The organism is Halorubrum tibetense (assembly GCF_042661865.1).
Classification (GTDB): domain Archaea; phylum Halobacteriota; class Halobacteria; order Halobacteriales; family Haloferacaceae; genus Halorubrum; species Halorubrum tibetense.
Window position 1 is genome coordinate 1 of record NZ_JBHSWW010000138.1, and the last position, 6,341, is coordinate 6,341.

General features: G+C 67.1%; 5 protein-coding genes and 2 pseudogenes. 3 read left to right on the forward strand and 4 right to left on the reverse strand.

Translation table 11 applies throughout. The features are described 5' to 3' along the window. Positions 1 to 237: 237 nt before the first annotated feature. The 3 genes from ACFQEU_RS09810 to ACFQEU_RS09820 all read right to left on the reverse strand — a co-directional run bounded on the left by ACFQEU_RS09810 (position 238) and on the right by ACFQEU_RS09820 (position 2,996). Entirely contained in the window at positions 238 to 1,536 is a 1,299-nt protein-coding gene (locus ACFQEU_RS09810; RefSeq protein ID WP_379781641.1) for an RNB domain-containing ribonuclease, read from the reverse strand. A 178-nt stretch (positions 1,537 to 1,714) separates the two neighbouring features. Next, entirely contained in the window at positions 1,715 to 2,566 is an 852-nt protein-coding gene (locus ACFQEU_RS09815; RefSeq protein WP_379781643.1) for a GIDE domain-containing protein, read from the reverse strand. Positions 2,567 to 2,699: 133 nt separating this feature from the next. Then, positions 2,700 to 2,996, reverse strand: coding sequence for a DUF7562 family protein (locus ACFQEU_RS09820; protein ID WP_379781645.1), 297 nt, complete (start codon positions 2,994 to 2,996; stop codon positions 2,700 to 2,702). Between the two features lie 104 nt (positions 2,997 to 3,100). Here ACFQEU_RS09820 and ACFQEU_RS09825 point away from each other — a divergent pair. The 3 genes and pseudogenes from ACFQEU_RS09825 to ACFQEU_RS09835 all read left to right on the forward strand — a co-directional run bounded on the left by ACFQEU_RS09825 (position 3,101) and on the right by ACFQEU_RS09835 (position 5,835). Continuing rightward, positions 3,101 to 3,580: pseudogene (locus tag ACFQEU_RS09825) on the forward strand (cation:proton antiporter regulatory subunit). An 81-nt stretch (positions 3,581 to 3,661) separates the two neighbouring features. Beyond that, positions 3,662 to 4,879 (forward strand): cation:proton antiporter, encoded by a 1,218-nt coding sequence (locus tag ACFQEU_RS09830; RefSeq protein WP_379781647.1) that lies wholly within the window; start codon positions 3,662 to 3,664, stop codon positions 4,877 to 4,879. A 104-nt stretch (positions 4,880 to 4,983) separates the two neighbouring features. Further along, on the forward strand, positions 4,984 to 5,835 hold the full coding sequence (locus ACFQEU_RS09835; RefSeq protein ID WP_379781649.1) for a pirin family protein: 852 nt from the start codon (positions 4,984 to 4,986) through the stop codon (positions 5,833 to 5,835). 394 nt (positions 5,836 to 6,229) lie between these two features. Here the strand turns inward: ACFQEU_RS09835 and ACFQEU_RS09840 are convergent. After that, positions 6,230 to 6,341: pseudogene (locus ACFQEU_RS09840) on the reverse strand (dolichol kinase); the annotation flags it as partial.

The following is a 6,341-nucleotide window of genomic DNA, read 5'->3' on the forward strand; positions in this document are numbered from 1 at the left end:
ACGGTCGCCGCGCGCTCGGCGTCCCGCTCCGGGTCACCGGTGCGTTCGAACGGGCGGGCGCGTCGCTGGGGGCGGTCGACTTCGTCGTCGCCGTCGCTGGCGTCGTGGTGATCGTGGTGAGTCATACGTCACGGTAGGGGCTCCAACGGCGTATAGCTCCCGCCCAGATTGTTGGGGCCTGGACACGGTCCGTTCGCTTCCGGATGGCCTCCTCCGCCACCGACTGCGGGGTTCCGCTCACACCGTGTGTTTCGCTTCCGCCTCTTCGACGACCTCCAGCCCGCGGTTGTTTACGGCGTAGGGGTCGAGCCCCTGCTCTTGGAGGAACTGCTTGTAGAGTCGCTCGGCGGTCTCGCCGTCCTTCTGTTTGTCGGAGGCGTGATCGCAGAGCTCGATGAGGGTCTCGGGGACGTCGTTCTCGTGGACGATCCAGTGGTTGATCGTGTCCGAGAGCCGGCGGATCGGCGAGGTGAAGTGACCGTAGATGTCGAAGTTGAGCGCGTGGTGGCCGCCGAACGGGTCGTTCATGTACTTCGCCCGGGGCATCACTCGCAACACGGCACGCTGGATCTTGTTCAGTTGGCGCTCGGGTGACTCCTCTAAGGCGGCGTTGACCGCCTTCCGCGGGTCGTCGCCCCACGCGTCGCCGGGGATCGAGACGCCGTCGAGCTCTTGGATCTCCTGGAGCGCCTTGCTCCACTGGTCGGGCGTCGGCTGCGGGTGGACGCGGTACATCGCTTCGACGCCGCGGTCCCACATCAGCGTGTGTGTGACCGCCTTGTTCGCTTTCAACATCGACTCCTCGATGATCGTGTGTGCGCGGTCGCGACGCGGGTTCAACACGAGCGAGCCGTCCTCCTTGCGCTGTTCGTGCATCCGGTCGGCGAGCTCGAAGGCGAGCTGGTTCTCCTCGCCGAGCGGGAGCGAGGGGTCCTCCAATCGCTCCTCACACTGCTTGTAGGTGAGCCGCTCGTCGGAGTTGATCACCGACTTGTAGATCTCGATGTCCTCGAACGAGAGCGTTTCGTCGTCGATCTCCATCTCCACCGTGTGTGCGAGCCGGTCCTCGTTGGGGACGAGCGAACAGACCGTCTCCGCGAGCACCGGCGGCAGCATGTGGATCGTGTACGCGGGGAGATACACGGTGTTCGCGCGCTCGACCGCCTCCTCCCACATCGCCGTGTCGGGCGTGACGTAGTGAGTGACGTCGGCGATGTGGACCCACAGTCGGTAGGCGTCCTCCTCGCGCTCGATCGAGATGGCGTCGTCGAAGTCCTGTGCGTCGATCGGGTCGGTCGTCCACGTCGTCAACTCCCGGAGGTCCCGCCGCTCGTCGATCTCCGATTCGATCTCGTCGTACACGCCCTCGGTTCGGGTCTCGGCCTCGCGGAGGACCTCCGGGGGGAACTCGTCGCGGATCCCGAACTCCTCGAACAGCTCCTCCCGTTTGTCGGCCAGCCGGTCGGCCAGCGCCTCGGTGATCGTCACCGGACCCTGGTCCTCGGCGGACCCCTGTTTCGGCTCGTCGTTCGACATACGCGCACCAACGCGCGTCCGTTAGAAAGGCCTGTCGGGGCCCGGTCCGTCGGTCGTCCGAGCTCGCCCGCTTCGTCGGTCGTTCGCCGGACTGCTCCGGCGCGTCCGCTCGGACGACCGTCTGCTCGCCGCTCCGGCTCCGTCACTCGGACGATATCCGCAGAGCCGGCTGTCAGGTTCATCCGATCAGCGGCCGCCAAACCGGCGCGAGAAACCCTATAGCGACCGCGGCGAGGACGACACCCCCCACGAGCGGGAAGGCGGATCGCCCGACCAGTCGGAGCGCGGTCCGACGCGGGCTCGCGTCGCTCACGACGAACGGGCTCCCACCGGCGATCCCGGCTTTCACCTCACCGACCGGCGCGTCGGGGAACGCGCTCGCGTCGCCGACGACGGTCACGGTGTCGCCCGGTCGGAGCACACGCTGTCGGTACCGGCGGTCGGGTCCCCGCCCGACCGTGAACGGACCCACGTCGTATCCGGGATGTGACCCCTCCACGGCGTCGACGGCGTCGACGAACCGCCGGATCCGCTCGGGCGGTTCCTCGCTCGATCTCACGCGGATCGATTCGTCGAGCCCGAGGACGTACGTCGCGTTCCCGGGGTCGACCCGGACGCCCGTCCCGTCGACGTCGACGCGAAACGGGACGCCCGCCTCGCCCGTGTCGATGGCCGACCACGACTGCGTCTTCCCGCTGGTCCGGTACTCCGCCACCTCGTACGCGAGACACAGCGCGTCCTCGTCGGTGAACGGTGCGGGGAGCGTCTCGCCGACCGACGCCGCGCGCCCGACGACGCTGACACTCCGGTCGTCGTCCGCGAGGCTCATGGGGTCGGTTTCGCGGGCGCGGAGGACTCGGAGGGCGTTCAGGGAGCCGTACAGCCCGTACGATCCCACGAGGACGCCGACGGCCAAGCCGAGGAGACCGAGTCCGAGGATCGTCGTCGGAACGTCGAGTTGGGGGACTACCGTCACTGGCACAGCGAACTGGAGGGCTATCGTCGGTGATGCGCCGATCTGGAGGGGCATGTCGGTCACGATGCGTCGGCGACCTAACGGTTCTAACGGTTCGACGGCGACGACGCCTCCGCTGGGGTCCGTGGACCGACTCTTCCGCGATCCGTCTATCCTTCCGCGATCCGTCTATCCTTCCGCGATCCGTCTACCCGTCTTCGGGTGGCCCTGCGGAGTCGCTGACCGCGTCGGCGTAGCGGTCGAGGAACTCCTCCTGAGAGAGCCCGTCGGATTCGATAGAGAGGACGAGCGACTCGAGCCCGTCACGAGGCTGATGACAGATCTCGTCGTCACAGTCGGTACAGAGGTGTTCGAACTCCTTGTCCCGCCGGTCCCAGCGGTCGCCTTCCTTGTCGTATTCGCGAGCGTCCTCGCGCAACACGGAGTCGCCACACGCGATACACACCACCGTTCGTCGGTCCCGGTTCCGCCGGGAGCGCCACATATCCACATACACTACCCCGGTCCACTTAGCGTTTGGTGCGCGGCCGACACCCGTCAGACACCACCGAAGTATACGCTTTTAATCCGGGAGTCGTATTTCCGCGTATGCCGATCACCGAGTCAGACCTTCCCGGCGTCGGGAAGAAATTCGAGATCGAACTCGTGGACGGCGAGATGATCGTCGTCATTCACAACACCGGAAAACGGTAGTTGTTCTATCGCCCCGATCCGGACGCCGACTCCGAGAAGGTGTTCGAGTTCTCGGACGACCTCGCTCGGACCATCGGGTCCATCATCGAGGGCGCGCATTTCCAACCGATCGAGGCGGGCACCAAGGAGACCACCCTCCCGGGCGGGATCCTCCTCGAGTGGTACGAGATCCAACCGGGCTCACACCTGATCGGCGAGACGCTGGAGAGCGCGGATGTCGGCAACCGAACCGGCCTCACGATCGTCGCCATCCAGCGCGACGACGAGACGATCGACAGCCCGCCCGCGGACACCGTCCTCCGGGAGGGCGACACGGTGATCGGCGTCGGGACCCGCGAGAACTGCGAAGCGTTCGAGGAGCTCCTCAGGGAATGAGTGGATCCCCTCTGTCTACCCTTCTCGTCGGCCCTACAGAGGTGATCCTGCGTGGCTGATCTCCTCTTGGAGATCGGTGTCATGTTCGCCGCGATCGCGGGGGCCGGCGCGCTGGCGAACCGGCTCGGCCAGTCGGTGATCCCCTTTTATATCGTCACTGGGATGCTGCTCGGCGAGTTCGTGCTTGGACGGGTCGAGCTGCCGGTGATCGGCACGGCGTTCGTCGCCGAGTCCGAGTTCATCGTGCTCGGCGCGGAGCTCGGGATCGTCTTTCTGCTGTTCTTCCTCGGCCTCGAGTTCAACCTCGACCGGCTGCTCGAACGACGGACCGAGATCGGCACCGCCGGAACGATCGACCTCGGGATCAACTTCGGGGCGGGACTCGTCATCGGCTGGCTCGTGTTCGGATCCCTGCTACCCGCGATCCTCGTCGCCGGGATCGTGTACATCTCCTCGTCGGCGGTGATCACCAAGTCGCTCATCGACCTCGGCTGGATCGCCAACGACGAGTCCGAGCCGATGCTCGGCACCCTCGTGTACGAGGACCTCTTCATCGCGCTGTACCTCGCGATCGTCTCCGCGCTGATCCTTGGGGGCGGCAGCATCGGCGCAGCCGCGCTCGATATCGGGATCGCGGTCGGCTTCATCCTCGCGCTGCTCGTGTTGGTGTACGTCGGCACGAGCTTCTTCTCGAAGCTCGTCGAGACCGACGACCACGAGTTCATCGTGCTCCGGACGATCGGCGTGCTCGTGTTGATCGCGGGGGCGGCGCTCGCGCTCGGCGTGAGCGAGGCCGTGGCCGCGTTCTTCGTCGGGATGGCCTTCTCGGCGACCGACTACGTCCACCAGCTCGAGGAGCTGCTCGAACCGCTGCGTGACACGTTCGCCGCGGTGTTCTTCTTCTGGATCGGGCTCGTCACCGACCCGCTGCTGTTCGGGGCGGTCGCCGGGCTCATCCTGCTCGCGGTCGTCGTCACCACGCCCACGAAGCTGGTGAGCGGCTTCCTCGGCGGCCGCGCGTTCGGGCTCGACACCCGCCGCTCGACGCGCGTCGGCCTCGGGATGACGACCCGCGGCGAGTTCTCGCTCATCATCGCGACGATCGCCGTTTCGGGGGCCGAAGCGGGCACGTTCGACCCGGCGCTCGCCGCGACGATCAACGCGTTCGCGGTCGGCTACGTGTTGATAATGGCGATCCTCGGCACCACGCTGATGGGGTACTCCCGGCCGTTCGAGGAGCTCGTCGTCTCCCGGATCGACACGGAGATGGGCGGTTCGGTCCCCGAATCGGGCGACTGACTGTCGGGGTCGGTCGTCGTCGCGGTACCGGTCGAGGGTCCGGTCCCGACCCGGGGATCGACCCCCGTCCCCGGCCGCGACGCGTATATACGCGTTCGCGACCGATCGACGGTAATGGACGCCGAACCGACGACGCGGGTTCACACCGCCCGCGATCGAACGTCGTACAGGACCAGGGGTCGTTCCGGACGCGGTTCAATTTCCCCGGCCGCGCAGTCCCGGGCCACGACGACCACGGGTACGGCCCGCTCTCGACGGTCGTCGAGTCGTTCATGGACCCCGACACCCTGATCTCGATGCACCCGCACCGTAACGAGGAGATCGTCTCGTGGGTGCCCGCCGGCGTGATGCGTCACGACGACCGCGAGGGGAACGATCTCGTCACCGACGCCGAGAACGTGCTGGCGATGAACGCCGGGAGCGGCTTCTGGCACGCGGAGTACACCGCCCCCGACGACCCGCCGTTGCGTATGTTACAGATCTTCGTCCGCCCCCACGGCCTCGGGCTCGATCCGGGGATCCAACACGCGCCGCTTCCCGACCCGGTCCCCGGCGAGTGGCGGCGGGTGTTCGGCCCGGACGGCTCGGACGCCCCCGTCACCGTTCGAAACGCGGTCGACCTCTACGACGTTCGCCTCGACGCCAATACGAGCGTCGACCTCCCTGCCGAACCGGGGCGTGACGTCTACCTGTACGTCTTCGAAGGATCGGTCGCGCTCAACGGGTCGGGTGCGGACGGAGTGGGCGCGGACGGAGCGGGCGCGGACGGAGTGGGCGCGGACGGAGCGGGTACGCAGGGACCCGGTGTGGGCGACGAACGGCTGTCCGAGACGGAGAGCGCGGTCGTCGAGGAGGGGTCGGCGGTGACGCTCACCGCGAGCGAGGACGCCGTCCTCGTGGCGTTTCTGATCGACCCCGACGCGCCGATCACGCGGCAGGGAACGATCGGCCGGTGAGCCGCCGGATGTCGGCAAGTCGCGCTCCGAGGTGCGGGGCGGCTGTCCTGATACGTTTATAAGTATATCGTCGGCAGTCACGGGCTCCGTATCATCGGATACGTCGATCACTACGGGTGTTTATATACCCGTATATGAGTGCGAGTCGTCGAGTACTACGAACGGTTGCGGATGGGGGTGATGGTCGGTCCTCGATTCTCGTCTCCGCGTCCTCTAACCGCACCGCACCGCACCGCTCCGCTCCGCGCCTCACGCCTCCCCAGCCTCGTCGTCGCCGACGGCGACGACTCCCTCGCGGTCGGGTCGCGTTTTATAAGGCGCGACCCGGCACGCCGTCGATTCACCCGATGAACGGCACGCCGCCGATTCACCCGATGAACGGCATGCCGCCGATTCACCCGACGAGCGTCACGACAGCGACCATCCCGACGAGCGCGGCCGGCGGGATGGTGAGGTTGTCGTCGACGGCGACGCCGCGCATGACCGGCGGGAGGCCGTCGGCGACG